This is a genomic window from Frigoribacterium sp. CFBP 13707 (assembly GCF_014842245.1).
GTDB classification, from domain to species: domain Bacteria; phylum Actinomycetota; class Actinomycetes; order Actinomycetales; family Microbacteriaceae; genus Frigoribacterium; species Frigoribacterium endophyticum.
This window is the reverse complement of the sequence record NZ_JACYVL010000003.1, coordinates 456906-481658: the sequence shown is the minus strand read 5'-3', so window position 1 is coordinate 481658 and position 24753 is coordinate 456906. Positions and strand designations below refer to the sequence as shown.

Genomic DNA, 24753 nt, shown 5'->3' with positions numbered 1-24753 from the left:
CCTCTCCACCCCGACCCGGAAGGACCACCCATGGTCGACCGCCGCCTGCCGAACCTGCACGACCTCGCCCCGCTGATGCAGTTCAAGAAGCCCACCTTCGACCTCAAGGCGAAGCGCCTGCGCGAGGCGCTCACCATCGAGGACCTGCGGAGGATCGCCAAGCGGCGCACCCCCACCGCGGCCTTCGACTACACCGACGGCTCGGCGGAGGCGGAGATCTCGCTGCGCCGTGCCCGCCAGGCCTTCCGGGACGTGCAGTTCAACCCGGCGATCCTGCACGACGTCGCCACCGTCGACACGGGCTGGGACGTGCTCGGGAAGCGGGTCGAGCAGCCGTTCGGCATCGCGCCGACCGGCTTCACCCGCATGATGCAGACCGAGGGGGAGAAGGCGGGAGCCGCCGCGGCGGCGGCGGCGGGCATCCCGTTCAGCCTGTCGACGATGGGGACGGCGTCGGTCGAGGACGTCGCGGAGGCGGCACCCGGCGGCCGGAACTGGTTCCAGCTCTACATGTGGAAGGACCGCGACCGGTCGATGGCCCTCGTCGACCGTGCGGCCGCGGCGGGCTTCGACACCCTGCTGGTGACGGTGGACGTGCCGGTCGCCGGTGCGCGCCTCCGCGACTCCCGGAACGGGATGACCATCCCGCCGTCGCTGACGCCCCGCACGATCGTCGACGCCCTGCCCCGCCCGTGGTGGTGGATCGACTTCCTCACCACCGAGCCCCTGGCCTTCGCCTCGCTCGACCGCTGGTCGGGCACCGTCGCCGAGCTGCTCAACACCATGTTCGACCCCACCGTGACCTACGACGACCTCGCCTGGATCAAGTCGCAGTGGCCGGGGAAGCTCGTCGTCAAGGGCGTACAGACCGTCGAGGACGCGCGGCGCGTGACCGACCTCGGCGTCGACGCCCTCATCCTCTCGAACCACGGCGGACGACAGCTCGACCGGGCACCGATCCCGTTCCACCTGCTGCCCGACGTCGTGAAGGAGGTCGGCGCCGACACCGAGGTGCACCTCGACACGGGCATCATGTCGGGGGCCGACATCGTCGCGGCGGTCGCGCTCGGGGCGCGCTTCACGCTGGTCGGCCGCGCCTACCTGTACGGCCTCATGGCCGGCGGGCGCGAGGGCGTCGACCGGGCGATCGAGATCCTCTCGGTCGAGATCGCGCGCACGATGCGCCTCCTCGGCGTGAACTCGCTCGAGGAGCTGGAGCCGCGCCACGTCACGCAGCTCGAGCGGCTCGTGCCCCGCGCGCGCAGCTGACGAACCGGGGCGGCGGCTGTGGAGTGGCGGCCGCCGCACGCCGGCCCCCGGCCCCGGGCCCCTGCGGGCCCGGTCAGGCGCTGTCGCGCCACACGATGTCGGTCGGCAGCAGGACGCCGACGGCGCGGTCGGTGCCCCCGAGCTGGTCGAGCACCTGCTGGGCGGCCCGGCGGCCGAGGTCCTCCGCCGGCTGCCGCACGGTCGAGAGCGCCGGCGTGCAGCGCAGCGCCCACGAGCTGTCGTCGAAGCCGACGATGCCGACCTGCCCCGGCACGTCGACGCCCCGCCGGTGCAGCACGTCGAGGGCCCCGGCCGCGACGGCGTCCGACGCGGCGAAGACGCCGTCGACGGTGGGGTCGCGTCGCAGCAGCTCCGTCATGCCGTCGACGCCGGCGGTGTAGCTGTAGAACGGGTTCCGGACGACGAGGTCGGGGTCGAAGAGGTCGCCGAGGGCGGCCTGGAAGCCCGCGAGGCGGTCCTGGCCCGAGTCGCGGTCCAGGCCGGAGGCGAGCATGCCGACCCGGCGCCGGCCGGTGCCGAGCAGGCGACGCACGATCGCCTCGGCCGCGGCGGCGTTGTCGATGCCGATGTAGGGGATGTCGGGGGCGTCGAGCGGGTGGCCGACGAACGACGCGGGGAGGCGCAGCTCGGCGACCGCCTGCGAGATCGGGTCGCCGGTGCGGGCCGACAGGATGATCGCGCCGTCGACGAAGCCGCCCCGGAGGTACTCGACGACGCGGTCGCTGTCGCGGCGGGAGTCGATCATCAGGGTGACGAGCTGGTGGTCGGCCTGCGAGAGCACCGCGTTCGTGCCGATCAGGATGTTGCCGATGTTGGGGTCGTCGAGCACCACCGAGTGCGGCTCGTGCACGATCAGCGCGACGGCCCGCGACCGCTGCGTGACGAGGTTGCGCGCGGCCGCGTTGCGGACGTAGCCGACCTTCGCCACCGCGGCCTCGACGGCCTCCCGGGCCTGCGCGGACACGTAGGGCTCGTCGTTGAGCACCCTCGAGACGGTGCCTCGTGAGATGCCCGCCTCGGCGGCGACGTCGTGGATCGTGGCCCGGCGCCGGGGGGCTGGCTGACCAGGCATGGGAGTCACCTTAGCCGACCCTGGACGGCCGGGCCCGGCATCTCGGGGCCCGTCGTGTTGACAAACCGGAGAGCCTGGGTTTTACTCTGTGAACGTTCCCAGAAACACTCGCCCCGGCCCTCGTCGGTGGTGTGTGGGAACGATCACAGAAACTGTGTGTGAACCTTCACAGACGAAGGGCTCCGGCCTGGCGTCGGCGGGGGAGAACCCGACGACGAAGCCGAGGCCCCCGTGCTCACCCAGACCCTCCCGCAGCGCACCGCGCTCGACCTCGGGCTCGACGGCCTCGTCTTCGGCTGCGACTACAACCCCGAGCAGTGGTCGCGCGAGACCTGGGTCGAGGACGTGGCGCTGATGCGCGAGGCCGGGGTCAACCTGGTCGCGATCAACATCTTCGGCTGGTCGCACGTGGAGCCCGAGCCCGGGCGCTTCCGGTTCGACGACCTCGACACGGTCATCGAGCTGCTGCACGAGGCCGGCATCGGCGTCAACCTCGGCACCGGCACGTCGTCCCCGCCGCCGTGGCTCACCACGCGCCACCCCGAGGTGCTGCCGGTCGCGGCCGACGGCACGACGCGCTGGCCGGGCGGCCGCCAGGCCTACTGCCCCAGCTCGCCGGTCTTCCGCGAGCGCGCCCTCGACCTCGTGCGGGCGACCGCCGAGCGCTACGGTTCGCACCCGGCCCTGAAGCTCTGGCACGTCTCGAACGAGCTCGGCTGCCACAACGCACTCTGCTACTGCGACGAGTCGGCCCTCGCCTTCCGGGCCTGGCTGGAGGCGCGCCACGGCACCGTGGACGCGCTGAACGACGCGTGGGGCACGGCCTTCTGGAGCCAGCGCTACTCGTCGTTCACCGAGGTGCTGCCCCCGCGGGCGACGCTGTCGTTCGTCAACCCGGCGCAGACCATCGACTTCCACCGCTTCAGCTCCGACGCGCTGCTCGAGCACTACCGGGCCGAGGCCGAGGTCATCCGGCTCGCCAGTGCGGTGCCGATCACGACCAACTTCATGGTGGCCGCGCACATCAGGAACCAGGACTACTGGACCTGGGCGGGCGACATGGCCGTGATCGCCAACGACCACTACCTCGACCACCGCCTCGAGCGCCCCGAGGTCGAGCTCTCGTTCGCCGCCGACACCACCCGGGGCCTCGCCGGCGGCGCGCCGTGGATCCTGATGGAGCACTCGACGGGAGCCGTGAACTGGCAGCCCCGCAACCTCACGAAGGCGCCGGGCGAGATGCTCCGGAACACCGCCTCCCACGTGGCCCGCGGCGCCGACGGCATCTGCTTCTTCCAGTGGCGCGCCTCCGTCAAGGGCACCGAGAAGTTCCACTCGGCGCTCCTGCCGCACGCCGGCACCTCGTCGCGCACCTGGCGGGACTCCGTCGAGCTCGGCGCCCTCGCCGGCCGGCTCGGCGAGCTGCGCGGCTCGCGGGTCGTCGCCGACGTCGCCCTCGTCTTCAGCTGGGAGAACTGGTGGGCGGCCGACCTCGAGGCGCACCCCACGGCCGACTTCTCGTACATCGAGCAGGTCCACCGGCTCTACGGCGCCCTCTGGGAGCTCGGCGTCACCGTCGACGTGGTCGCGCCCGGCGCCTCCCTCGACGGCTACGCGCTCGTCGTGGTGCCGAGCCTCTACCTCGTCCGCGACGAGCACGCGGCCGTGGTCGACGAGTTCGTCGCGGCCGGCGGCTCGGCCCTCGTCACGTTCTTCAGCGGCGTCGTCGACGAGACCGACGCGGTCCGCGTCGGCGGCTACCCCGGGGCGTTCCGCGACCTGCTGGGCGTGCGGGTCGACGAGTTCTCCCCGCTGCCGGTCGGCGGCCGGGTCGAGATCTCGGGCGGGCCCGTCGGCGCCACCGGGTCGCTCTGGTCGGAGCCCGTGGAGCTCGTCGGCGCCGAGGCCGTCCTGGGCTACGCCTCCGGCACGCTCGCCGGTCGCCCCGCCGTGACGCGGAACGCGCACGGCCGAGGCCTCGGCTGGTACGTCTCGACCGAGCTCGACGCCGCGACGCTCCGCCACGTCGTGGCCCGCGCCGTCGACGAGGCCGGGGTCGCCCCCCGCAGCGAGGTCGCCGGCCGCGCCGGGGTCGAGGTCGTCCGCCGCGTCGGCGACCAGCACGAGTGGATCTTCGTCCTCAACCACTCCGACGACGTCGTCGTCCACGAGTTCTCCGGCTACGACCTGGTCTCCGAGCAGCACGTCTCGGGGCCCGTCGAGCTCGCCGCGGGCGGCTCGCACATCATCCGCCAGGACAGGAAGGCATCATGACCGTCACCTCCGCCCGCTCGCGAGGTCGCCGCGCGACCGACGAGGCCCCGCGACCCGAGGCCCCCGGCCGCAGGAGGGGGTTCCGCTACCGCAAGGCGATCGCGATCTTCGTCCTCCCGTTCGGCGTGCTCTTCGCGGCCTTCTACCTCACGCCCATCCTCTACGCGGTCTGGCAGTCGCTCCAGAAGATCGAGCGCGAGGGCACCTTCGGCGCCCCCACCCAGGTCTTCGGCGGCCTGGCGCAGTACGCGCTGGTCTTCCAGAACGGCGAGTTCTGGTCGTCCATCCTCCGGGTGCTGCTCTTCGGCGTCGTGCAGGTGCCGGTCATGCTCTTCCTGGCCCTGCTCTTCGCCCTGCTCCTCGACTCGCCCCTCCTCCGCGGCAAGCGCTTCTTCCGCCTCGCCTTCTTCGCCCCGTACGCCGTCCCCGGCGTGATCGCGGCCATCATGTGGGGCTACCTCTACTCGCCGAGCCTCTCGCCGTTCTCCGCGGTGACCTCGAGCGTGGGCCTGCTCGACGGCGGCACGGTGCTGTGGGCCATCGCCAACGTCGTCACCTGGGTCTTCGTCGGCTACAACATGCTGATCATCTACTCGTCGCTGCTCGCCATCCCCACCGAGATCTACGAGGCCGCGCGCCTGGACGGCGCCTCGCAGTGGCGCATCGCCGTCGCCATCAAGATCCCGCTCGTCATCCCGGCGATCGTGCTCACCGCGGTGTTCTCGGTGATCGGCACCCTGCAGCTGCTGACCGAGCCGCTGGTGTTCCGCCAGTTCACGTCGACGATCTCGTCGACCTTCACGCCGAACATGCTCGTCTACTCGACGTCGTCGGTGCCCAACTTCAACCTCGCCGCCGCGTTCAGCGTCGTCCTCGCGGTCGCGACGTTCATCCTCTCGATCGGCTTCCTCCGGTTGACCCAGCGGAAGGCCGACCAGTGACCGTCGACGCACCCACCCGTCCCGCCCAGTCGTTCGACGACGCCAGCACGCCGGCGCCGAAGCGCGGCCGCGGCCCCCGCGAGAGCGTCATGTCGCGCTCCGCCGCGATGATCATCATGGGCGCCTTCACGCTCTACTTCCTCATCCCGATCTTCTGGCTGTTCGTCTCGTCGACCAAGACGCTCGACAACTTCAACAGCGGGCCGGCGCTCTGGTTCTCGGCGACGTCGCTGCAGGACTTCGTCGGCAACATCGGGCAGCTCTTCACCTACAACGACGGCATCTTCCCGCGGTGGATGCTGAACAGCATCGTGTACGCCACGGTCGCCGGCGGGCTCGGCACGATCCTCTCCGCCATGTGCGGCTACGCCCTGGCGAAGTACCGCTTCCGCGGTCGCGAGGCCCTGTTCAACGTCTTCCTCGGCGGCGTCCTGGTGCCCGCGACGGCGCTCGCGCTCCCGCTCTTCCTGATCTTCAGCCAGGTGCAGCTGACCGACACCTTCTGGGCGGTCTTCCTGCCGAGCATCGTCAGCCCGTTCGGCGTCTACCTGAGCCGGATCTACGCGGCGTCGAGCGTGCCCGACGAGATCATCGAGGCGGCCCGCATCGACGGCTCGAGCGAGCTCCGCACCTTCTTCACCGTCGCGATCCGCCTCATGTCGCCCGCCCTGGTGACGGTGTTCCTCTTCCAGTTCGTCGCGATCTGGAACAACTTCTTCCTGCCCCTCGTGATGCTGCGGTCGCAGGAGCTCTTCCCCGTGACCCTCGGCCTCTACACCTGGAACTCCAACGTGAGCCAGTACCCCGAGCTGCGCACCCTGGTGCTCGTGGGGGCGTTCGTCTCGATCATCCCCCTCCTGGTCGCCTTCCTCAGCCTGCAGCGCTTCTGGCGCAGCGGCCTGGGCGCCGGCGGGCTCAAGTGAGCCGGCCCGGCCCGCTCGACCCGCACCGCGCCTCCTCGACTTCCCTTCCCCACGGCAACAGCGTCGTTCCCACCCGTGACCGGGCACCCCGGTCACGCACCTCGATAGGAATCAGCATGAACAGATCCCGCGTCCTCACGATCGCGGCAGCCGCCGTGGTCTCGACCATCGCCCTCGCCGGCTGCAGCTCCGGCAGCGGCTCGGACAGCGCCTCCGGCGACTCCGCCTCGTGCGAGGCCTCCTCGGGCGAGGTCACCCTGAACTTCACGACCTGGGTGCCCAACATGGACAAGGTCGTCGCCCTCTGGAACGAGGAGAACCCCGACATCCAGGTCAAGGTCTCGATCGTGCCGAACGGCAACAGCGGCACCTACCAGAACTTCTTCAACCAGCTGAAGGCCGACAACGCCCCCGACATCGGTCAGGTCGAGTACGACACGCTGCCCGCGTTCCGCGTGCAGGACGGCCTCGCGAACATCGCCTCGTGCGAGGGCGTCTCCGACGCCGAGGCCGACTTCTCCGACGGACTCTGGAACCAGGTCACCTTCGGCGAGGACGACTCCGTCTACGCGATCCCGCAGGACTCCGGCCCCATGGCGCTGTACTACCGCAAGGACCTCTTCGAGCAGGCCGGCCTCGACGTGCCCACCACGTGGGAGCAGTACGCCGAGGACGCCGTGACGATCAAGGAGATGGGCGGCAGCATCACCAACTTCGCCAAGGGCGACGTCAACCAGTTCGCCGGGCTCGTCTCGCAGGCCGGCGGCCAGTGGTTCGACACGAGCGACGGCACCTGGAGCGTCGACATGACCGACGAGGCCTCCACCAAGGTCGCCGACTACTGGCAGGACCTCATCTCGAAGGGGCTCGTCAGCACGCTGCCGAGCTTCACCGACGAGTGGAACAACGCGTACAACACCGACCAGGACTGGACCTGGGTCTCGGCCGTCTGGGGCGCCAACACCATCTCGAGCGGCGCGCCCGACACGTCGGGCAAGTGGGCCGTCGCGCCCATGCCGCAGTGGGAGGAGGGCGAGAGCGCCTCGGCCGCCTGGGGCGGATCGTCGAACGTCGTCTTCAAGGGCAGCGAGCACCCCGCCGAGGCGTCGAAGTTCCTGATCTGGCTGAACACCTCCACGGAGGCGCTGGACGCCCTCAACAAGGAGGCCAACCTGTACCCGGCCTCGACCACCGGCGCCGACCTGCCGGCCCTGACCGCCGGCGTCGAGTTCTACGGCGACCAGCCCATCTACGAGGACTTCGCGAAGGCCGCCGAGAACATCCAGCCCTTCACCTGGGGCCCCACGATGACGCAGACCTACAGCGACATCTCGGACGGCTTCGGCACCGCGGCCTCCGGCGACGGCACCCTGCTCGACGCGCTCAAGGACGGCCAGGAAAAGACGATCGCGGCCCTCGAGGCGCAGTCGATCGCGGTGAAGTAGCGGCGCAGCACCGCAGCACCGCAGCACCGCCGCACCGCAGCACCGCGACACGACGACGCCCGTGCCGGAGGACCTCCTCCGGCACGGGCGTCGTCGTCGTCGCGGGTCGCCCCGCGCGGGCCTCAGGCCATGGTCGCCGTGTCGATGACGAAGCGGTAGCGCACGTCGGACGCCAGGACGCGCTCGTAGGCCTCGTTGATCTGGTCGGCGCTGATCAGCTCCGTCTCGGGCAGGATGCCGTGCTCGGCGCAGAAGTCGAGCATCTCCTGCGTCTCGCGGATGCCGCCGATGGCCGAGCCGGCCCAGCTGCGACGCGCGGGGATGAGAGCGAACGCCGGCACCTCGAGGGGCTCCGACGGGGCGCCCACGTTGACGAGCGTCCCGTCGACCCTCAGGAGGCTGAGGTACGCGCCCATGTCGATCTTCGCCGACACGGTGTTGACGATCAGGTCGAACGAGTTCGCCAGGTCGGTGAAGGTCTGCTCGTCGCTGGTCGCGTAGTGCGCCTTCGCGCCGAACCGGAGCGAGTCCTCCTCCTTCGAGGTCGTCTGCGAGAGCACGGTGACCTCGGCGCCGAGCGCCGCGGCGATCTTGACGCCCATGTGGCCGAGGCCGCCCATGCCCACGATGGCGACCTTGGTGCCCTCGGTCACGCCCCAGTGGTGCAGCGGCGAGTAGAGGGTGATGCCGGCGCAGAGCAGCGGCGCGACCTTGTCGTAGTCGAGCGACTCCGGCACGCGGAGGACGAAGTCCTCGGTGACGACGACGGCCTGCGAGTAGCCGCCCTGGGTGATCGTGCCGTCGGCGGGGTCGACGCCGGTGTACGTGCCGACGTTGCCCTTCGCGCAGTACTGCTCGTCGCCGCGCAGGCAGTACTCGCACTCGCCGCACGAGTTCACCATGCAGCCGACGCCGACGCGGTCGCCGACCTGGTGCTTCGTCACCTCCGAGCCGACCTCGGAGACGGTCCCGACGATCTCGTGGCCGACGACCTGCGGGTACTGGATCTCGCCCCACTCGCCGCGGACGGTGTGGATGTCGCTGTGGCAGATGCCGGCGTAGGCGATCTCGATCATGACGTCCTTCGGGCCGACGTCGCGGCGCTCGATGGTCGTCTTCACGAGGGGCTCGGTGGCCGACGGGGCGGCGTAGGCGGTGACGGTGCGCATGGGGGTGCTCCAAGGGTGGTGGTGAGGGGGAGGCGCGGAGCCCGACACGAGGCCGCTCCGGTCGCCTCCCACCACGCTACGCGCGGCACCTCCGGGGAGGCAGGCCCCGTCAGTGCCCCCTCCGCGCCCGCTCCGCGCCTGCTCCCGTCGGGAGGCGCGTCGTCAGCCGTGCCAGGCGGAGACGAGCACCTTGCCGCTGGCCGAGGAGTCCTTCGCGACCTCGAAGGCGCGGACGGCCTCGGCGGCCGGCAGCCGGTGGGTGACGACCGCCTCCAGCGACGGGTCGTCGGTGAGCAGGCGCACGGCCTCGTCGATCTCGTCGTCGAAGCGGAACACCCCGACGACCGTGAGCTCCTTCGAGATGGCCGGTGCGAGGTTCACGGGTCGGGGCTGGTCGGGCACCATGCCGATCTGCGCGACGACGCCCCGACGACGCGCGGCGACGAACGCGGCGCTGATCGCGGGGGAGGCGCCCGAGCACTCGAGCACGACGTCGAAGGCCTCGGCGGGCACCTCGTCGACGCCGAGGCGCAGGACGACGTCGGCCCCGACCGCCGTGGCCCGGGCGAGGGGCTCGGGCAGGAGGTCGACCACGGTCACGTGGGCGGCTCCGCGGGCCCGGGCGGCCGCGGCGGCGAGCAGGCCGATCGGCCCGGCCCCCGACACGAGCACGCGCGCCCCGGTGACGTCGCCCGCCCGGCCGACGCCGTGGAGGGCGACGGCGAGGGGCTCGGCGAGGGCGGCCCGGTCGAGGGGCAGGCCCTCGGGCAGCACCCGCACCATGGCGGCGTCGACGACGAGGTGCTCGCTGAGGGCCCCCTGCGTGTGCGGTCGGGTGGACGCGCTGCCGAGGTAGGAGCCGCCGGGCCAGAGGTGCGGGGCGTCCTCGACGCCGGGCGACGGCGTGCCCCGGCGGGCCGGGTGGACCGTCACGGGGGTGCCGGGCGCGAGGCGGCCGCTGGGGTCGAGGTCGACGCGGCCCGAGAGCTCGTGCCCGGGGGTCAGGGGCTCCTCGACGACGAAGGCCCCGTTGGCGCCCTCGAAGTAGTAGTGCAGGTCGGAGCCGCAGATGCCGACCCACTCGACGCGGATGCGCACCTCGCCCTCCGTGGGCTCGGGCAGGGGCACGTAGCGCTCGGCCAGGCTGAGGGCTCCGTCGATCTGGATGGTCTTCATGGTCGTGTCCTCCACTGCTCTAGACGACGCTCGTCATGCCGCCGTCGACGAAGATGTTCTGCCCCGAGACGAAGTCGCTCGCCGCCGAGGCGAGGTAGATGAGGGTGCCCTGCAGCTCCTCCACCCGGCCCCAGCGCTGGGCGGGGGTGCGCTGCCGCAGCCAGGCGTCGAAGGTCTCGTCCTGCCAGAGGTCGGTGTTCATCTCGGTCGCGAAGTAGCCGGGCGACAGGGTGTTGACCTGCACGTTGTGCCGCGCCAGGTCGGCCGCCATGCCGCGGCTCAGCTGGGCGACGCCGGCCTTGGTCGCCGAGTAGGGCGCGATCGTCTGCCGCGCGAGCATCGACTGCACGCTCGCGATGTTGACGATCTTGCCCGAGCCGCGCTCGACCATCCCCGGGGCCACGAAGCGCGAGACGTAGAACACGCTCGAGAGGTTCGTCCTCACCACCGCGTCCCAGTCCTCGACCGGGAACTCGGTGAAGGGCGCCCGACGCTGCACGCCGGCGTTGTTCACCAGGACGTCGGGCACGCCGTGCTCCGCCACGAGGTCCGCGACGGCGGACTCGACGGCCGCGGCGTCGGTGACGTCGAAGAGCGTCGCGGCGGGGCGGCGGCCGGTCGCGCGCTCGATCTCGTCGCGCGTCTCCTCCAGGGCCGCGGCGTCGCGACCGTGCACGACGACCCGGGCCCCCGCCTCCGCCAGGGCCGTCGCCAGGGTGCGACCGAGGCCGCGGGAGGAGCCGGTCACGAGGGCCAGCCGGTCGGTCAGGTCGAACAGGTCGTTCACGATGTTCCTCTCGAGGGGCCCTGCCGGCGGACTCCGGGAAGGGCGGGGACGGGCGGGGCCGTGCGGGGGCGGGGGAGGGCTAGAGCAGCGCGCCCACGCCGAAGACCAGGAGGGCGGCGGCGAAGCCGAGCACCGACTCCACCGCCTGCTGCACGGTCCAGACGCGGAGCGTCGTCTTGACGTCCATGCCCATGAGGCGGCCGACGAGCCAGAAGCCCGAGTCGTTGACGTGACCGGCGAAGACCGAGCCCGCGGCGGTGGCGAGCACGACGGCGGCGAGCTGGACGGGGTTGAGGTCGGCCAGGGCGACGGCGGGGGCGATCAGGCCGGCGGCCGTCACGAGGGCGACCGTGGCCGAGCCCTGGGCGAGGCGCAGGATGGCGGCGATCAGCCAGGCGGCCACGATGACGGGCAGGCCGAGGTCGCCGAGGACGTCGGCGAGGGCGTCGCCGATGCCCGAGGCGCGGAGCACGCCGCCGAACATGCCGCCGGCGCCGGTGATGAGCACGACGGAGCAGATCGGGCCGAGGGCGCTCTCGAGCACCTTCTCGAGGGCGCTGCCGCTCACGCCGCGGGCACGGCCGAGGACGACGGCGGCGACGAGCACCGAGATGAGCAGCGCGATGCCGCTGGTGCCGACGAGCACGAGTGCCTGGACCCAGGTGGCGTCGCCGTCGACGACGCCGACGGACGAGAGGGAGGTGAGGCCGGTGTTGAGGAGGATCAGCACGAGCGGCACGGCGAGGACGGCGATGACCGTGCTGGCCTTCGGCGGGTTGCCGGCCTGCACGTCGTCCTTCTCGTCGCCGAAGAGCGAGAGCACGGGGAGGGGGATGCGCGCGTTGACGTACTTGGCCCACAGGTAGCCCGAGACGTACCAGAGCGGGAAGACGATGACGAGGCCGGCGAGCAGGACGATGCCGAGGTCGGCGCCGAGCAGCTCGGTCGCCGAGACGGGGCCCGGGTGCGGGGGCAGGAAGACGTGCATGACCGAGAAGGCGGCGGCGGCGCTGATGCCGTAGAGCAGCATCGACTTGCCGCCCATGCGGCGGGCGACGGCGAAGACGATCGGCAGCATGACGATGAGGCCGGCGTCGAAGAAGATCGGGAAGCCCATGATGAGCGAGGCGAGGCCGAGCGCGAACGGCGCCCGCTTCTCGCCGAAGACGTCGACCATCCGGTCGGCGAGCACCCGGGCGCCGCCCGACGACTCGACGAGGCGGCCGAGCATCGCGCCGAGGCCGACCAGCAGGGCGACGGAGCCGAGCGTGGTGCCGAAGCTCGTCACGAGCAGCTCGGCGATGGCGCCGGTCGGGACGCCGGCGACGAGCGCCGTCAGCGCCGCGACGATGACGAGGGTCAGGAAGGCGTGCAGCTTGAACTTGATGACCAGCAGCAGGATGAGCGCGATGGCCCCCGCCGCGATGGCGAGGAGCGGCCCCGCCTCCAGAGTCTGTGTCCAGTCGTCCATGTCGATCTTCTCCGTTGAATTCGTCGGGCGAGGTGCGCCGTCCCACGCCGGAGCCCGGTGCGGGCCCTGCGTCCGGGTCAGGGTGCCATGAAAAGTAGGACTTTTGCAAACGGACTGACCCGGACACGGCGGCGGGCACGACGCACCCTCGCCTCGACGAGCGTCAGAGCGGTCGCGACTCGCGCAGGATCTCGGCGAGCTCGGTCATGTGCTCGGCCTGCGAGCGGTAGTCGAGGGCGGCGCCCGACCAGCCGTCGTGCACCTGCCCCGCGGCGAGGGCGGGGTGCGACGCGAAGGTGGGCTGCGCCTCCAGGTCCGCGGTCTGGAAGCCCTCGTTGTTGACCAGCAGCACGTCGCCGGTCATCATCTGGCTCGCGTTCTCCCAGCTGAAGATGTCCCAGTAGTAGTACCCGTCCGGGTGGAGGTCCGTGTACCGGACGCCGAGGCTGCGGTACAGCTCGGTCTCGGGCTCGTCGGCGGGCTTCGTCACGTAGACGCCGTCGGCGTCGGCGTACATCGCCGTCACCTCGACGTCGCTCTCGTCGGCCGCCGCCGTGAGGTCGGCCGCCGCGGCGTCGAACTCGGTCTTCGCGTCGGCGATCGTCGCGTCGTCCACGCCGAGCGCCGAGGCGAGCCGGTTGACGCTGTCGATGACGTCGAGGCCCGAGCCGCCGACCTCGATCGCGACGACCGGGGCGATCTTCTCGAGCTGGGCCTGCTGCTCGGCGTCGGCGAAGCCGTAGTACGGCGCCTCGAGGTCGAGGGTGCCCTCGCGGTCGGTGGGGTAGATGCCCGTCACGATCAGGTCGGGGGCGGCCTCGGCGAGGGCCTCGAGGTCGATCTCGCCGTAGGAGTTCCCGACGATCGCGGTGTCCTGGAGGTCGGCGCCCTCGAGGCGCGCGTCGCTCGCGACGTCGTAGCGGCCGAACAGGGCCACCGGCTCGACGCCGTAGCTCATCAGGCCGATCGCGTAGTCGGTGAAGCTCGCGACGCGCTCGGGGCGGTGGTCGAGCTCGACCGTCGTGCCGGTGTCGTCGGTGAAGCTCCAGGCGCCGGTGTCGGCGCCGTCGGCGGCGGGGGAGTCGCCCCCCGCGTCGGTCGAGCAGCCGGAGAGCACGAGGGCGAGGGCCGCGACGGGCGCGAGGAGGCGGAAGGGGCGGAGGGGGCGGCGCACGGCCGTCGAGATGGTCACGAAGAGTAAGGGTAGCCTACCCTTACCTCGTGGCGCCACCGGCGTCCGCGTGGCCGGGCTCGCCGGCGGGATCCACGGCGGGGTGCAGGTCGGGGTCGCGCGGCACCACGAGCGGAGCACCGCTCGTCGGGTCGGTCAGCACCACGGCGTCGAGGTCGAACGCCTCCTGCAGCAGCTCCGGCGTCAGGACCTCCCACGGCGTCCCGTCGGCCAGCACTCGCCCGGCGCCCACGACCACGAGCCGGTCGGAGTACCGAGCGGCGAGGGTGAGGTCGTGCAGCACCATCACCACCGTGGTGCCGCGCCGCCGGTTGATCGACCGCACCAGCCGCAGGATCTCGAGCTGGTGGGCCAGGTCGAGGAAGGTGGTCGGCTCGTCGAGCAGGAGCACGTCGGCCTGCTGCGCGAGGACGAGCGCGAGCCACGCGCGCTGCAGCTGCCCGCCGGAGAGCGACCCGACGTCGCGCCCCGCGAGGTCGCGGAGCCCCGTCGCGTCGAGGGCGTCGTCGATCGCCGCCGCGTCGGCGGGCGTCCACGGGCGCAGCAGGCTCTGGTGCGGGTGTCGACCGCGCGACACGAGGTCGCGGACGGTCGTCGCCGACGGGGTGAGGGGCTTCTGCGGCAGGACCGCCAGCCGTCGCGCCACGGCCCTGCCGGGCAGCGAGCGGAGGGGCTGGCCGTCGAGCTCGACCGCGCCCGCGACCGGCGCCAGCAGCCTGCCGAGCGCGCTCAGCACCGTCGACTTCCCGCTGCCGTTCGCGCCGATGAGGGTCGTGACGGTGCCGCGCTCGATCGACAGGTCGAGCCCGTCGACGACGATCCGCCGGTCGTAGCCGAGCGTCACCCCCCGGGCGCGGAGCGCGGGGCCGGGGGAGTCGCGGGCAGGGGAGGCAGGGGAGGCGGGGGAGTCGCGGGTGGGGGCGGTCATGCGGGTCGGTCCTCTCGACGGTGGCGGACGAGCAGCCAGATCAGGTACGGGGCGCCGACCACGGCGGTGACGATGCCCACGGGCACCTCGCCGGGCAGCAGCGTCCGGGTGGCGAGGTCGGCGGCGACGACGACGAGCGCCCCGAACGTCGCCGAGGCGGCGAGGGGCGGGCGGCCCGTGCCGGCGACGCGCCGGGCGAGCTGCGGCGCGACGAACGCGACGAACTCGAGCGGCCCCCCGGCCGACACCGCGGCGGCGGTCAGCAGCACGGCGCAGGCGAGCACGACGAGCCGGTGGCGCTGCACGGCGACGCCGAGCCCCCGCGACAGGTCGTCGCCCAGCTGGCTGACGTCGAGCGCCCTCGTCTGCGTCGCCGCCAGCGGGGCGACGACGGCGAACACGACCAGGGCGGGCCAGACGCTCGCCCACGAGATGCCCGAGACGCTGCCCACGAGCCACTGGCTGGCCGCCGCGGCGTCGGTGATCCGGGCGCGGGCGACGAGCCAGCTCGTGAGCCCGCCGAGGGCGGCGGTCGCCCCGATGCCGACGAGCACGAGCCGGTAGCCGTCGACGCCGCCCCGCCACGACAGCGCGTACACCGCCACGGCGGCCACGAGGGCCCCGACGACCGCGGCCGTCGGGACGCCGACGCTGAGCAGCCCTCCCGTCACGGAGTACCCGCCGCCGGCCAGCACGATCGCCGCGACGGCGCCGAGGCCGGCGCCCGAGGTGACGCCGAGGATGTCGGGGGTCGCCAACGGGTTGCGCGCGAAGGTCTGCGTGAGGGCGCCGGCCAGGCCGAGGCACGCCCCGACCACGAGCGCCCCGGCGACCCGGGGCAGGCGCAGGTCGAGCACGATGAGCTCCTGGGCGGGCGTGCCGCCTCCGGCGAGGGTGCGGACGACGTCGGCGACCCCGAGCGACGACGACCCCGCGGCGAGCCCCAGCAGAGCGAGGGCGACGACGACCAGCAGCGAGCCCGCCGTCGCGGCGGCCGCGCGGGGCCCGCCGACGGCACGAGGCCGTGCCGGTGGCCGAGNCGGCGGGCGCGCGGGCGTCGAGCCGGCTCACAGCGCGGCCGCCGTCCCGCGGCGGACGATCGCGACGAAGGCCGCCCCGCCGAGCACCGTGAGCACCACCCCGACCGACAGCTCCGACGTGCCGCCGACCAGTCGGCCGACGACGTCGCAGGCGAGCAGGACCACCGCGCCGACGAGCGCCGAGGCCGGCAGCAGCCGGGCGTGCCCGCCCCCGACCAGCGCGCGGGCCAGGTGCGGGGCCGTGAGCCCGACGAAGCCGATCGGCCCGCTGACGGCGACCGCGGCGGCCGTCAGCAGGGTGATGGCCCCGAGCCCGACCAGCCGCGCCTGGAGGAGGCTCTCGCCGAGGCCCCGGGCGAGCTCGGCGCCGAGGGCGAGCGTGTCGAGCGACCGGGCGTTGACCGCCGCCAGGGCCGCTCCGGCGAGGGCGACGGCGACGGCGGGCCCCGCCCCGTCGAGCGAGCGGCCGGAGAGCGAGCCGACGACCCAGATGCGGTACGCGGCGAGCGTCGTCTCGTCGGAGAGGACGAGGAACGACGTCAGCGCCACGAGCAAGGCCGAGACCGCCGACCCCGCGACCGCCAGCGGCACGGGGCTCGCGAGCCCCCGCCCGAGGGCCGCGACCGAGAAGACGACGACGCTCGCGACGACGGCGCCGACGAGCGCGAGCCAGAGCGTCGCGACGACCGAGCTCGTGCCGAGCACGTACACGCCGACGACGACGGCGAGGCTCGCCCCGGCCGAGACGCCGAAGAGCCCCGGGTCGGCCAGGGGGTTGCGCGTCTGCCCCTGCATCACGGCGCCCGCGAGGCCGAGGGAGGCGCCCACCAGCAGCCCGAGGACGGTCCGCGGCACGCGGGAGCCCCAGACCACGGCCCCGACGTCGCGGGCCGGGTCGAGGAGGGCGCCGACGACGGCGGCCGGCGAGAGGACGGCGCTGCCGAGGGCGAGGCTCGCCGCGACGACGACGACCAGGGCGGCGAGGAGGAGCACGCCCCGGGGAGCGGCCCGCCGGGCAGTACCGAAGTTGGAGGTGGTGAGGGGAGGAGCGGACGAGGTCACCAGGTGAGGTTAGCCTACCCTCACCACGAGGTCAGGCCGACTGCCCCGTCGCCGCACGCGTCGTCCGTGCCCAGCCCCCGCCGCGGCGCTCGATCGCCCCGGCCTCCTCGAAGGCGGCGAGCCACCCCTCCATGGGCCAGCTGCCCCAGCGCTCAGCGAACACTCGCCCGTTGCGGAGGATGTCGTCGAGGTGCTGCCACGGCGGCGAGGAGGTCGGGTGCCACTGGTGGTAGGCGTGCGCGCCGCCCACCCAGACGAGCGGCACCTCCGCCGCGTGCGCCGCGAACGCGAAGTCGGTGTCCTCCCCGCCGTAGCCCTCGTACTCCGCGGAGAAGCCGCCGACGCGGGCCCAGGTGTCGACGTCGAGCGCGAACGAGAGCGACCAGAACAGCCGGTGGTCGCCGTCGCGGGCGACGACGGTGCGGCCGGCGGGAGGCGCGGGCCGGGCCGCGTGCGGGCGCGTCAGCCCCGCGGGGTCACGGTCGAGCTCGGCGAGGCTCGCGCCCTCGGACAGGTACGTGACGGGGCCGCAGAGCAGCGCGCCGGGGTGCCGGGCCGCCGCGGCCTCGTAGCCGCGGACGAGGTCGGGCCCGGGCACGCAGTCCGCGTCGAGGAACACGAGCAGGCTCGCCCCGAGCGCCCGGGCCGCCGCGGCGCCGCGGTTCCGGCCCTCGGCGAGCCGCAGGCCGTCCGGCCCCGGCGGGACGTGCACGACGACGGCGTCCTCCAGCCCCGCGCCCTCCGGGGCCGGGGACTCGTCGAGCCACACGACGACGTGGGGCACCGGAGGCGCCAGCCGGCCCAGGCGGACCCGCTGGGCCCGCAGGTGGCCGAGCCGCGCCTCCGAGCACAGCGTCACGGCGACCGTCAGCGCTGCCACGAGGCCACCTCCGCGACGACGGCCGCGGCCCGGGCGGGCGCGCCCTCGACCTGCCAGGTCGACCAGTCGGGCGTCGTCGCCAGCGCCCGGTCGAGGAGGGCGGGCCACGCCTCGTCGGCCGGCCACCCGTCGACGACGACGGCGAGGCCGCGGTCGGCCAGCAGGCGCGCCGTCGCGCCCTGCTCGTCGAACGGGCGGCCCTGCGGCACGACGACGGCGCGGGCCCCGGCGGCGGCGAGGTCGGCCACGCTGTTCTGCCCGGCCGCCGTCACGACGACGTCGGCCGTCGACAGGAGCTCCCAGGGGTCGTCCACCCACGCGCCCGCCTCGCCGCCCAGCAGGGTCCACGAGGCGCCGGGGGTGACCGCCGCGGCGCGCGCGACGTCGTCGGCGAGGCGACCCGCGCCTCCGTCGCCCCCTCCCGGCAGCACCAGCACCCGCGGGCCCGCCGAGGCCGTGGGGCGCACCGCGCGGGGTCGACCGGCGAAGCGGGAGATGCCCCCCACCGTCCGGACGCGGTCGGCGGCGACGTCGAGGGCGGGGGAGGCGTGGAGGCCCGGCGCCCACGGCGCGAGGACCCGCTCGGCGGCGCGGAAGGCGAGGAGGTGGGGCTCGTCGGAGCGGTCGCCCGGCTGGGTGACGACGACGGGCGGCACGCCGAGGAGGCGGACGAGCAGCGCGACCTCGACCGAGACGTCGACGACGAACGCCGCGGGCCGGTGCTCGCCGACCCAGCCGGCGATCGCGGCCAGCCGCCCGGAGTGGCCGGGGTGGTGCAGCGGGGCCCAGTGGAGCAGGCCCCGCACCGTCGGGGAGGCGTCGCGGGGGTCGAGGTCGGCGCCGTCGCCCGAGCGGGGCGCGACGGGCCCGTCGTCGCGGGGCAGGAGCACCCACTCGGTGTCGGCGGGGAGGCCGGCGGGGGCGGGCAGGCTGCTGAACACGACCACCCGCGCGGCGAGGTGCGGGCGCACGGCCGTGAAGCGCGTGACGTGGCCGGCCCCGTGGTGGTGGACGTACCAGCCGACGAGCGGCGGGGCGTCGCTCACGCGTCGGCCCGGGCGCCGGCGTCGGTCACGTCGAGGGAGTCGAGCGTGTCGACCGTGCCCGTGTCGACCGGGGAGGGCGACGACGTCGACGAGACGCCTCGGCGGGTCTCGACGAGCGACCGGTAGAGGCCCTCGAGCACGCCCGCGCGGTGCCGCAGCGACAGCCGGTCGACGGCGTCCTCGCGGATGCGCGCCCGGAACCCGGGGGTGCTCTGCGACTGCGCGGCGAGCCCCTCCGCGACGTGGGCCAGCGCGTCGGCGTCGCCCATGGCGACGAGGCCCGCTCCGGCCGACGAGCCGACGACCTCCGAGACGCCGCCGGTGTCGAAGGCCGCCACCGGCGTCCCGACGGCGAGCGCCTCGGCGATGACGAGGCCGAACGGCTCCTCCCACACGGGCGTGACGAGCGCGCAGGCACTGCGGCCGACGAGGTCGGCGAGGCTGCGCTGGTCGAGCTCGCCGACGTAGCGGACCCGGTCGCCGAGGTGCGGCTCGACGGCCTCCTCGAACCAGGCCGCGTCCCCGACGCGGCCGGCGAGCACGAGGCGCCGACCGGTCCGCCGGGCGGCTGCGATCGCCAGGTCGGCGCCCTTCTCGGGCACGAGCCGCCCCGACCAGACGAGGTCGTCGCCGCCCGGCCCGAGCGGCCACAGGTCGGTGTCGACGCCGTTCGGCAGCACGAGCGACTCGACGCCCGCCGCCCGCCACTCCCGCGCCGTGTGGTCGCTGACGGCGAGGAAGGCGCTGCGCGGCTCGGGCCCGCGGGCGTGGTGCTCGAGCAGGTCGGGCAGCGTCGGCGTGTGCAGCGTCGACACGACGGGCACGCCGAGTCGGCCCGCCCACGAGAGGGGCAGGCCGTGCAGGCTGTGGTTCTCGACGACGTCGAACTGGTCGGCGTGGTCGGCGACCCAGGCCAGCGCCCGGTCGAGGGCCGGCAGCGCCCGCTCGAGGTAGCCGGCCGGGTACGTCGTGTCGGTGGCCTCGGAGGGGTCGTCCCACACCACGGGCGGCAGGGTGAACTCGGTCGGCCCGCCCTCCAGGAAGTCGCTGCCCTCGGGGGCGCAGAGCACGACGTGGTGGCCGCGGGCACGGAGCGTCCGCACCTGGTTCCAGACCGACGACTCGAGCCCGCCCGCGTGCGGCTGGCGGATGGGGTACCGGAGCGGTGCGACGACGGCGATGCGGAGGGGCTCCCCGTCGCGGCCGGAGGCGTCGCCCGGCTCGGCGGCGTCCGCCCGGCCGCGCGGCTCCGGCGCGGAGGCGCCCGAGCGGTCGGCCACCGAGCGGAGCGCGGCGGCGTAGGCCTCGTCGTGCGTCGCGGCCACCGTGCGCCGCTGCACCCGGCGCACGAGGCGCCGGCGCGCGACGAGCTCGGCCCGGGCGGCGCTGCCGGGACGGCCTCCCCGGCCGTCGGTCAGGGTGCGGAGGGCCTCGGCGAGCGCGGGAGGGTCGCCGGCGTCGAACGCAGCGAAGGAGTCCGGGTGCTGCTCGGCCGCGTAGCCGACGCGGGGGCCGGCGACGGGGACGCCGAGGTCCCAGCAGAGCTCGACCCAGCCGGAGTGGGTGCCGTGCCGGTAGGGGAGCACGGCCACGTCGAGGTCGGCGAGCGACGCGGCGAGCTCGTCGTCGGAGAGGCGGGGGTGCACGTCGAGGACGGCGTGGGGGTCCGACGCGACCAGCGCGGCCACGCGGACCCGCGCCTCCTCGTCCCGCACGCGCTCGTTGAGGTCGACGCGGACGACGACGTCGGTGCCGTCGCGGCGCAGCAGCTCGGCCGCGGCCAGCAGCGTCTCGACGGCGCGGACGGCGTCGATGTTCGGTCGCAGGTCGCGGAGCGCCGCGCCGACGACCAGCGCGTCGGACGCCCGGCCGGAGGGCGCCTCGGCGTCGAGGGGCAGCAGGTCGGGGTGCGCGACGACGACGGCCTCGCGCCCCCAGCGCCGGGCCACCTCGGCGGCGGCCCCGGGCGTGAGGGTCAGGACGACGTCCGCGGCGGGCACCAGGAGGTCGAGCTGGGCGGCGTGGTCGCCCTGGTCGACGAGCTGGGGGTTCTCGAGGTCGTGGACGGTGTAGACGAGCGGCTTGCCGACCTCGCGCAGCGCGGCGACGACGCCCACGAGGTGCTCGAGGGTGAACGACTCCGTGCCGAAGTGGACGTGCAGGAGGTCGAACTCGTCGGCGTGCGCCCGGACCCAGCCGGCGTCGACCATCACGGGGGGCCACCACTGGCCGGGGCCGGCGCCGGCCGGGGCCGGGTCGGCGAGGCGGACGACCGTGGCGGGGCGGTCCGCCGCGTCGAGCGCGCGCACGTAGGGGTGGGCGGCGGGGACGGACGCGACCCGGAGCAGCGGCTGCGGGGGAGCGACCCGGTCGTTCAGGGGATCGATGATCGTGCCTCCTCGGCGTGTCGTCTGGGGCGGGGCGGACGAGTCCGCAGGACCCTGCTGACGTCCGGGGGCCGGTCGGTGTCGAGGAGGGGGTGAGCCGATGGGAGCGGCCTCCACGGACGCTAGTCCTCGGGAGGCTCTCAGGCCCTGTGTGCGTGTACCCCTCTGATCCGCGCCGGGCGGGAGGGCCCCGGACCCGGCAAGCTGGGGCTGCCCGCCACGACCGTCGCCGGCAGGAAGGCGACCCCATCGTGACCACCACCCCCGTCGTCGACGGCCGCACGCGCCACTACGGCGACTTCTACGGGCTCAGCGAGCCCGAGGGCGACGGCGCCGTCGCGCTCGTCGTCGGCAACTGCCAGGCGGAGTCGCTCCGCATCGCCCTCGAGGGAGGCGGCCTGCGGACGGTGCGGACGCCCGCCGTCCACGAGCTGGTCGCCACGGACCTCCCGCACCTCGCCCGCTGGCTCGCCCGGGCGGAGCTGCTGGTCTCGCAGCCCGTCCGCGACGACTACCATGGCCTGCCCCTCGGGACGGCGCAGCTCGCGGCGGCGCTGCCGGCGCGGGCCCGGGTCGTGCGGGTGCCCGTCATCCGGTTCGCGGGCCTCTACCCGGCCCACGCCATCGTCCGGCCGCCGAGCGACGCGTCGCTGGTGCCGCCCGTCGTCGAGTACCACGACCTGCGGCTCGTCGTGCGGGCCGCGGCGCGGGGCGGCGCCGTCGACGCGCCCTCGCCGCTGCCCCCGCTCCGGCCCGAGTCCGTGCGGGCGGTCGCCGAGCTCTCCCGGGCCGAGCTGCGCCGGCGCGAGGAGGCCCACGACGCCGTCGTCGTCTCCGACCTCTTCGACCGCCCCTCCTTCGCCCAGATGCGCACGCTCAACCACCCCGGCAACCCCGTCTGGCGCTCGCTGGCCGAGCGGGTCCGTCGTCGGCTCGCCCTGCCCGAGCACGAGGTCGACCCGGGGCGCCCCCTGCTCGACAGCGTGCACGCGCCCCGGGAGGCCGTCGTCGTCGAGGCGTTCGGCCTCGACGAGGCGCCGACCGACCACTGGGTCGTCGGCGGCCGCCGCGTCGAGGCGGCCGAGGTCGAGGAGGCGCACCTCGGCTGGTACGCCGACCACCCCGAGGTCGTGACGGCGGCGCTCGCCCGCCACGAAGACGCGCTGCGCCTGCTGGGGCTGTCGTGAGCGGCCCGGTGCCGGCGCCCTCGGCGTCCGGCTCCGCCGGCCTGCCGGCCCTCGTCGTCACCGACGACCCGCAGCACGGGGTCTCGACGTACGCCCGTCGCGTCGCCGAGGCCGTGGCGGCCCTGGTCGGGCGGGACCTCGCGGTCGGGCCCGACGCGCTCACCGGCACCGCGCCTCCGGCCCGGTCCCACCTCCACTTCACCGACCGGCTCTGGGGAGGGTCCCCCGAGGAGGCGGCCGACCGCGTCGAGGACCTCGCGCGCCGGACGTCGCTCACGGTCACCCTGCACGACCTCCCGCAGCCCTCCGACGGCGAGCGCAACCTCCCGCGGCGCGCCGAGTGCTACCGGCGCGTGGTCGAGGCGGCCGCGGGCGTCGTCTGCAACAGCCGGCACGAGGCGCTGCTGCTCGACGAGCACGTCCTCGCCGGGGCGGGCGCCCGGGCGGCCGTCCTGCCCCTGGCCGTCGACCCCGTCGGGCCGGTGCCCGCGCCCGGGCAGCGCCCACGGCCGGACGGGACGGCGGCCGTCATCGGGTTCTTCTACCCGGGCAAGGGCCACGCCGAGCTCGTCGACGCCGTCGTCGCGCTGCGGGCCGCCGGGTCGGCCCTGCGGGTCGCGGCCCTGGGGCGCGCGTCGACGGGCCACGAGGGCGAGCTCGCCGAGCTCGTGGCCGGCGCCGCCTCCCGCGGAGTCTCACTGGAGGTCACGGGCTACCTCGACGACGACGAGCTGCTCGAGCGCTGCCGCCGGGCCGCGGTGCCCGTCGCCGCCCACCGCCACGTCTCGGCCTCCGGATCGATCGCGACCTGGATCGCGGCCGGGCGGCGCCCGCTGGTCCCCGACACGAGGTACTCCCGCGAGATGGCCGAGCTGCGGCCGGGCACCCTGACCCTCGTCGACCCCGACGACCTCGTGACGGCGTTGGCGGCGGCCCTCGCCGACCCCGCCTCGACCTGGCTCGGGCCGACGGCGGTGACGGCGCCCGGCCTCGCCGACGTCGCGGCGGCCTCGGTGCGCTGGTGGGCCGACGAGGTGGCCTGGTGACCGCGCGGCCGCCGTGGGGGCGGGGCCTGCCCGGCAACCGCTGGGACCTGCTCGACGGCGACCTCCCCGCGGAGCCGCCCCGCGTGAGCGTCGTCGTGCCCCACTACCGTCAGCAGGCCGAGCTCGACCGGACGCTCGCGGCCCTCGCCCGGCAGACGCACCCCGCCGACCGCCTCGAGGTCGTGGTCGTCGACGACGGGTCGCCCGAGGCGCCCGTCGTGCCGCCCGGCGTCGTGCTCGTGCGGCAGCGCGACGAGGGCTTCCGGCTGGCCGCCGCGCGCAACCTCGGCGTGCGGACCGCGACCGGCGACGTGCTCGTCTTCCTCGACGCCGACACGGCGCCCGAGCCGGGCTACGTCGCCGCGGTGACCCGGCTGCCGGCCCTCGCGCCCGAGGTGGTGGCCGTGGGGCGCCGCCGGCACGCCGACTTCGGCGGCGTCCCGGTCGACGCACCGGTCGAGGTCGCGGGGCCGGCCGCCGAGCTCCCGTCGCCCGCGTGGCTCGACGACGCCCACCGGGCCAGCCGCGACCTGCTCGACGCCGACGACCGGTCGTACCGCCACGTCATCGGGGCCGTCACGGCCTGCAGCCGGTGGCTCGTCGAGGAGGTCGGCGGCTGGGACGAGGGCTTCATCGAGTACGGGGGAGAGGACTGGGAGTGGGTCCACCGCGCCTGGCGGGGCGGGGCCGTGCTCGCGCACGTCCGCGATGCGGTCGCCTGGCACGACGGCCCGGACTGGGCCGGTCGCTCCGGCGACGACGAGGCCCGGCAGCGGCGTCAGAACGCGGAGACGATCACGCTCAGCAGGCTGGTGGCCGTGTCCGGCTCCCGCCCCCGAGCGCTGCGGGGGGGCGACGGGCCGGTCGACGTCGTCGTCCGCCTCGGCCGCGCCCTGTCGCCGGGGCGTGCATTCCTCACGGCGGACTCCGTCCTGGCGGTGCTGCCGGAGGCGCGGGTCGTCGTCCCGAGCGAGGTCGCGTCGGCCGTCGGCGGCGACCCGCGCGTCGTCTCCGCGGCGGCGGTCGCCACGCGGCCCGAGATCGTGACGGGTGCCCGGGTGACGGTCGACCTGCCTGGTGAGGTGAGGGTCCGGGACGGTGTGGCCCTCGTCCGGGCCGTGGCCGAGGTCGGCGTCGGCGAGCTGGGCACCGTCGAGCTGTGCGCCGTGGAGCCTGAGGACGGTGGGCGGGAGGGCGGCAGAGGCGACGAGGCCGGCGGAGCCGCGCCCGTCGTCGTCGCCCGCGTCACGTCCCGGCGGGCCGAGCTGCGGCGGGCGCGCTGGGAGCGCAGCGACCTCTTCCGGACGGAGCGCCGCGCGGCCGACGGCCTCGAGCCCCTCGTCGGCGAGCCCTCCCTCGCGGCGTGGCTCGGCGGGTGGGGCTGAGGGGCAGGCACCGCACGGGCCTGCCGACGGCCCCGCGACTCCGTCGTTCCTG

At 74.6% G+C, this 24753-nt stretch carries 20 protein-coding genes; 8 read left to right on the top strand and 12 right to left on the bottom strand.

What is annotated here, in order from left to right; all coding sequences use genetic code 11:
* Positions 1-30 precede the first annotated feature (30 nt).
* Positions 31-1269, top strand: coding sequence for an alpha-hydroxy acid oxidase (locus IFT45_RS09195; RefSeq protein WP_192127743.1), 1239 nt, complete (start codon positions 31-33; stop codon positions 1267-1269).
* A 73-nt stretch (positions 1270-1342) separates the two neighbouring features.
* On the opposite strand, the gene IFT45_RS09190 is transcribed toward IFT45_RS09195, so the two are convergent.
* Positions 1343-2362, bottom strand: coding sequence for a LacI family DNA-binding transcriptional regulator (locus tag IFT45_RS09190; protein WP_056054433.1), 1020 nt, complete (start codon positions 2360-2362; stop codon positions 1343-1345).
* A gap of 231 nt (positions 2363-2593) precedes the next feature.
* Between IFT45_RS09190 and IFT45_RS09185 the strand changes: the two genes are divergently transcribed.
* From IFT45_RS09185 to IFT45_RS09170, 4 genes are all read left to right on the top strand, one after another.
* Positions 2594-4636, top strand: a complete 2043-nt coding sequence (locus tag IFT45_RS09185; protein WP_192127741.1) for a beta-galactosidase — start codon at positions 2594-2596, stop codon at positions 4634-4636.
* Entirely contained in the window at positions 4633-5577 is a 945-nt protein-coding gene (locus tag IFT45_RS09180) for a carbohydrate ABC transporter permease (RefSeq protein WP_243861369.1), read from the top strand. The genes IFT45_RS09185 and IFT45_RS09180 overlap by 4 nt, the downstream gene beginning before the upstream one ends.
* Before the next feature lie 89 nt (positions 5578-5666).
* Positions 5667-6500, top strand: a complete 834-nt coding sequence (locus IFT45_RS09175; protein WP_056055866.1) for a carbohydrate ABC transporter permease — start codon at positions 5667-5669, stop codon at positions 6498-6500.
* 116 nt (positions 6501-6616) lie between these two features.
* Positions 6617-7945: an ABC transporter substrate-binding protein gene (locus IFT45_RS09170; RefSeq protein ID WP_192127739.1), complete on the top strand. Its 1329-nt coding sequence runs from the start codon at positions 6617-6619 to the stop codon at positions 7943-7945.
* Between the two features lie 122 nt (positions 7946-8067).
* On the opposite strand, the gene IFT45_RS09165 is transcribed toward IFT45_RS09170, so the two are convergent.
* The 11 genes from IFT45_RS09165 to IFT45_RS09115 all read right to left on the bottom strand — a co-directional run bounded on the left by IFT45_RS09165 (position 8068) and on the right by IFT45_RS09115 (position 21005).
* On the bottom strand, positions 8068-9114 hold the full coding sequence (locus IFT45_RS09165) for an NAD(P)-dependent alcohol dehydrogenase (protein ID WP_056054448.1): 1047 nt from the start codon (positions 9112-9114) through the stop codon (positions 8068-8070).
* Between the two features lie 162 nt (positions 9115-9276).
* Entirely contained in the window at positions 9277-10290 is a 1014-nt protein-coding gene (locus IFT45_RS09160) for a zinc-binding dehydrogenase (protein ID WP_192127737.1), read from the bottom strand.
* Between the two features lie 19 nt (positions 10291-10309).
* Positions 10310-11077 carry an SDR family oxidoreductase gene (locus IFT45_RS09155; RefSeq protein ID WP_056054451.1) on the bottom strand — a complete coding sequence of 256 codons (768 nt, stop codon included), beginning with the start codon at positions 11075-11077 and terminating at the stop codon, positions 10310-10312.
* Between the two features lie 79 nt (positions 11078-11156).
* Positions 11157-12548 carry a GntP family permease gene (locus IFT45_RS09150; RefSeq protein WP_056054456.1) on the bottom strand — a complete coding sequence of 464 codons (1392 nt, stop codon included), beginning with the start codon at positions 12546-12548 and terminating at the stop codon, positions 11157-11159.
* Positions 12549-12711: 163 nt separating this feature from the next.
* Positions 12712-13740, bottom strand: coding sequence for an ABC transporter substrate-binding protein (locus IFT45_RS09145; protein ID WP_192127735.1), 1029 nt, complete (start codon positions 13738-13740; stop codon positions 12712-12714).
* A gap of 22 nt (positions 13741-13762) precedes the next feature.
* Positions 13763-14668, bottom strand: coding sequence for an ABC transporter ATP-binding protein (locus IFT45_RS09140; protein ID WP_192127733.1), 906 nt, complete (start codon positions 14666-14668; stop codon positions 13763-13765).
* Positions 14665-15615: a FecCD family ABC transporter permease gene (locus IFT45_RS17805; RefSeq protein WP_371810941.1), complete on the bottom strand. Its 951-nt coding sequence runs from the start codon at positions 15613-15615 to the stop codon at positions 14665-14667. The genes IFT45_RS09140 and IFT45_RS17805 overlap by 4 nt, the downstream gene beginning before the upstream one ends.
* A 120-nt stretch (positions 15616-15735) precedes the next feature.
* Positions 15736-16770 carry an iron chelate uptake ABC transporter family permease subunit gene (locus IFT45_RS09130; RefSeq protein WP_192127731.1) on the bottom strand — a complete coding sequence of 345 codons (1035 nt, stop codon included), beginning with the start codon at positions 16768-16770 and terminating at the stop codon, positions 15736-15738.
* A 31-nt stretch (positions 16771-16801) separates the two neighbouring features.
* Positions 16802-17650 (bottom strand): galactosyltransferase-related protein, encoded by an 849-nt coding sequence (locus IFT45_RS09125; RefSeq protein WP_371810932.1) that lies wholly within the window; start codon positions 17648-17650, stop codon positions 16802-16804.
* Positions 17638-18696, bottom strand: a complete 1059-nt coding sequence (locus IFT45_RS17800; protein ID WP_192045652.1) for a glycosyltransferase — start codon at positions 18694-18696, stop codon at positions 17638-17640. The genes IFT45_RS09125 and IFT45_RS17800 overlap by 13 nt, the downstream gene beginning before the upstream one ends.
* Complete coding sequence (locus IFT45_RS09115; RefSeq protein WP_192127729.1) at positions 18693-21005, bottom strand: glycosyltransferase; 2313 nt, start codon at positions 21003-21005, stop codon at positions 18693-18695. Before IFT45_RS09115 ends, IFT45_RS17800 begins: the two co-directional genes overlap by 4 nt.
* Positions 21006-21334: 329 nt before the next feature.
* Here IFT45_RS09115 and IFT45_RS09110 point away from each other — a divergent pair, with 329 nt between their 5' ends.
* The 3 genes from IFT45_RS09110 to IFT45_RS09100 are packed head-to-tail and all read left to right on the top strand — an operon-like array spanning position 21335 to position 24701.
* Positions 21335-22270: a WcbI family polysaccharide biosynthesis putative acetyltransferase gene (locus IFT45_RS09110; RefSeq protein ID WP_192127727.1), complete on the top strand. Its 936-nt coding sequence runs from the start codon at positions 21335-21337 to the stop codon at positions 22268-22270.
* A complete protein-coding gene (locus tag IFT45_RS09105; RefSeq protein WP_192127725.1) occupies positions 22267-23316 on the top strand; it encodes a hypothetical protein in 1050 nt (349 codons plus the stop codon). The genes IFT45_RS09110 and IFT45_RS09105 overlap by 4 nt, the downstream gene beginning before the upstream one ends.
* Complete coding sequence (locus tag IFT45_RS09100) at positions 23313-24701, top strand: glycosyltransferase family 2 protein (RefSeq protein WP_371810931.1); 1389 nt, start codon at positions 23313-23315, stop codon at positions 24699-24701. The genes IFT45_RS09105 and IFT45_RS09100 overlap by 4 nt, the downstream gene beginning before the upstream one ends.
* Positions 24702-24753: the final 52 nt, after the last annotated feature.

Excerpts from the sequence above, each read along its gene's own strand:
- IFT45_RS09195 (WP_192127743.1), top strand. The coding sequence starts at position 31 with ATGGTCGACCGCCGCCTGCCGAACCTGCACGACCTCGCCCCGCTGATG.
- IFT45_RS09160 (WP_192127737.1), bottom strand. The coding sequence starts at position 10,290 with ATGAAGACCATCCAGATCGACGGAGCCCTCAGCCTGGCCGAGCGCTAC.
- IFT45_RS09170 (WP_192127739.1), top strand. The coding sequence starts at position 6,617 with ATGAACAGATCCCGCGTCCTCACGATCGCGGCAGCCGCCGTGGTCTCG.
- IFT45_RS09165 (WP_056054448.1), bottom strand. The coding sequence starts at position 9,114 with ATGCGCACCGTCACCGCCTACGCCGCCCCGTCGGCCACCGAGCCCCTC.
- IFT45_RS09140 (WP_192127733.1), bottom strand. The coding sequence starts at position 14,668 with ATGACCGCCCCCACCCGCGACTCCCCCGCCTCCCCTGCCTCCCCTGCC.
- IFT45_RS09190 (WP_056054433.1), bottom strand. The coding sequence starts at position 2,362 with ATGCCTGGTCAGCCAGCCCCCCGGCGCCGGGCCACGATCCACGACGTC.
- IFT45_RS09180 (WP_243861369.1), top strand. The coding sequence starts at position 4,633 with ATGACCGTCACCTCCGCCCGCTCGCGAGGTCGCCGCGCGACCGACGAG.
- IFT45_RS09175 (WP_056055866.1), top strand. The coding sequence starts at position 5,667 with ATGTCGCGCTCCGCCGCGATGATCATCATGGGCGCCTTCACGCTCTAC.
- IFT45_RS09150 (WP_056054456.1), bottom strand. The coding sequence starts at position 12,548 with ATGGACGACTGGACACAGACTCTGGAGGCGGGGCCGCTCCTCGCCATC.